Raw genomic sequence first — 2,751 nt, 5'->3', positions numbered from 1 at the left:
GCCCTGGAAGGTGCCGTGTTCGACGACCTCGCCGCCCGCATCGTCGCGCAGCGTCGCGCGCAGGGCGCGATCCTCCACCAGCCGCGCCACCGCCTCGTGTCGCCGCGCGATGGCGGCGAGGTCGGTGAGCGGCCCGGCCAGATGCTCGGCCAGGAGCCGCGCGCCGTTGGCCGAGACGGTCCGGTCGATCGCGTCGAGGAGGCTGCCTGCCCGCTCGCCCGATAGCGTGCGCGTGAGCTCGAGGTTCGCGCGCGTCGCCGCGTCGATCGCCAGCGTCGTCCCGGCCTCCTCGCGGGTCGGCACGCTCAGGGGCGCGCGGGCGGCGAGCTGGGTGCGCGCGACGTAGAGCAGCGCCGCTCCGGCGGCGGCGATCTCGGCCCGGGTGAAGGCGCCGAAGCCGTCGAGCGTCGCGACGCCGTACTGCTCGCGGATGCGGCGCTCGGCCGAGGCCGGCTCCAGCTCCGCCTGGGCCAGGGGCACCACCGCCGCCCGCGTCTCGGCCCAGAGCCGGGCGAGCGCCGGATCGGTGTGGATGGCCTCTGACAGGACGATCTCGCGCGGATCGTGGCGGGCGATCGCGCCGGCAAGGTCGGCGCCCGCAACCTCGCTCAGGGCGAAGCGCCCGGTGGAGATGTCGATCGCCGCGAGCCCGTAGGCGAAGGCCGTGTCCGAGACCTTGCGACGGCCGACCGCCAGAAGCAGGTTGGCGCTGCCCGGATCGAGCAGACGGTCCTCGGTGATGGTGCCGGGGGTGACGAGGCGCACGACCTCGCGGCGGACCACCGATTTCGGGCCCCGGCGCTTGGCCTCGGCCGGATCCTCGGTCTGCTCGCAGACCGCGACCCGGTGCCCGAGCCCGATCAGCCGGCTCAGATAGTCGTCGGCGCGCTCCACCGGCACGCCGCACATCGGGATGTCGGCGCCGCCGTGCTTGCCGCGCTTGGTCAGGACGATGCCGAGCGCCCGCGAGGCCGTCTCGGCATCGGAGAAGAACAGCTCGTAGAAGTCGCCCATCCGGTAGAACAGCAGGCAGTCCGGGTTGGCGGCCTTGATCTCGATGTACTGCGCCATCATCGGCGTCGGGCCGGCGACCTCCGCGGTGCCTGATCCGGCGACGTCGGCGAGGTTTCGGGCTGAGCTGCGGGCCATGAGACGGCTCTTAGCAGACGCGTCCGGGTTTGATCAGCGGCCGCCCGCCGGATCGCTGGGGAGAAGGCCGGACGCTGCCGGCGACGCGACGAACGAAGGAAGCCAGCGCCATGGGGCGCCGGCTTCCTCGCATCGCTTCGAGGCGGATCGATCAGTAGCGCGGGCCGCCGACCGTGTTGCCGAGGTTCTGCTGGTAGCCGCGCATCGCCGGGTTGCGCGCATTCGGGTTCCCGTGGCGCATGGTATTGCGGCGGCGCATCATGCGCTCGGCCTTGGTGGAGTGGTGATGACGGTAGTGGCGGCGATAGGCGACCGCGTCTGTCGTGCTGCCGGCGACGATGCCGGCCTGCGGCATCGCGGGCGCGGCGGAGACGGAGATCGACCCCAGGCCGAGGCCGCCGAGAAGCAGTCCGGTCGCAAGGGTCAAGGAAAGACGTGTCATCAAGAATTCTCCAGTCCGCGCTCATGCGCTGCCGGGCTATAAGTTCAAGCGTCTCAAGTCGTTCCAGGCATCGGCCGTGGAATCGTGCCGTCGAAGGGGGATTAATTTCTTGGCTAAATCGGGATTGTTCGCGGGCTTGAATCGTAACGCCGCCCGATCGTCACGGTAGGACGATCGCGATGCCATCCGCCCCGACGTCTGCTCTGTCCCCGCTCAGCCCCCTGCCAATCGATGCGGCGCTTCCCGCCCTGCGCGCGGCGCTGGCATCCTCGAACGCCGCCGTGCTGGTCGCTCCGCCGGGTGCCGGCAAGACGACGCGGGTGCCGCTCGACCTCCTCGACGCGCCCTGGCTCGGCTCCGGCAAGATCATCGTGCTGGAACCGCGCCGTCTCGCTGCGCGTGCCGCGGCCGATCGCATGGCCGGCACCCTGGGCGAGCGCGTCGGCGACACCGTCGGCCTGCGCGTCCGGCTCGGCTCGAAGATCTCGGGCCGCACCCGGATCGAGGTCGTGACCGAGGGGGTCTTCGGCCGCATGATCCTCGACGACCCGGAACTGTCCGGCATCGGCGCGGTGCTGTTCGACGAATTCCACGAGCGCTCGCTCGATGCCTATTTCGGCCTCGCCCTCGCCCTCGACGCGCAGGCCGGCTTGCGCGACGACCTGCGCATCCTGGTCATGTCGGCGACGCTCGACGGCGCCCGCGTCGCGCGCCTGCTCGGCGACGCGCCGGTCGTGGCGTCCGAGGGACGCGCCTTTCCGGTGGAGACCCGCTACGCCGACCGCGATCCGAACCGCCGGATCGAGGACGCGATGACGGACGCGATTCTGCGTGCGCTGCGGGCCGATCCGGGTTCGGTCCTGGCCTTCTTGCCGGGCCAGGGCGAGATCCGCCGCGTCGCCGCGGCGCTGGAAGGCCGCGTCGGGCCCGAGGTCGCGGTCGCGCCGCTCTACGGCGCGCTGATGCCGGCCGAGCAGGACCGGGCGGTGTCGCCGGCCGCACCCGGCGCGCGCAAGGTGGTGCTGGCCACCAGCATCGCCGAGACCTCGCTGACGATCGAGGGCGTGCGCATCGTGGTCGATTCCGGCCTCGCGCGGGTGCCGGTCTACGAACCCGGGCTCGGGCTGACCCGGCTGGTGACCGCGCGCGCCTCCCGCGCC

2 protein-coding genes and 1 pseudogene are annotated in these 2,751 nt (G+C 72.3%); 1 reads left to right on the top strand and 2 read right to left on the bottom strand.

Features of this window, described 5'->3' with window-relative positions:
- Positions 1-1,149: pseudogene (locus FV230_RS26895) on the bottom strand (DNA mismatch repair protein MutS); the annotation flags it as partial.
- 151 nt (positions 1,150-1,300) lie between these two features.
- Positions 1,301-1,591, bottom strand: a complete 291-nt coding sequence (locus tag FV230_RS26890; protein ID WP_147729502.1) for a hypothetical protein — start codon at positions 1,589-1,591, stop codon at positions 1,301-1,303.
- A 179-nt stretch (positions 1,592-1,770) separates the two neighbouring features.
- Between FV230_RS26890 and FV230_RS26885 the strand changes: the two genes are divergently transcribed.
- The coding region (locus tag FV230_RS26885; protein ID WP_281408339.1) for a helicase-related protein at positions 1,771-2,751 on the top strand (981 nt) is incomplete at its 3' end.

It is taken from the genome of Methylobacterium sp. WL6 (assembly GCF_008040095.1).
Classification (GTDB): domain Bacteria; phylum Pseudomonadota; class Alphaproteobacteria; order Rhizobiales; family Beijerinckiaceae; genus Methylobacterium.
The sequence above is the reverse complement of the archived record's forward strand: the minus strand, read 5'-3'. Positions and strand labels throughout refer to the sequence as shown.

What these genes read in the sequence shown, in the direction of transcription:
- FV230_RS26890 (WP_147729502.1), bottom strand. Translation starts at nt 1,591, where the DNA reads ATGACACGTCTTTCCTTGACCCTTGCGACCGGACTGCTTCTCGGCGGC.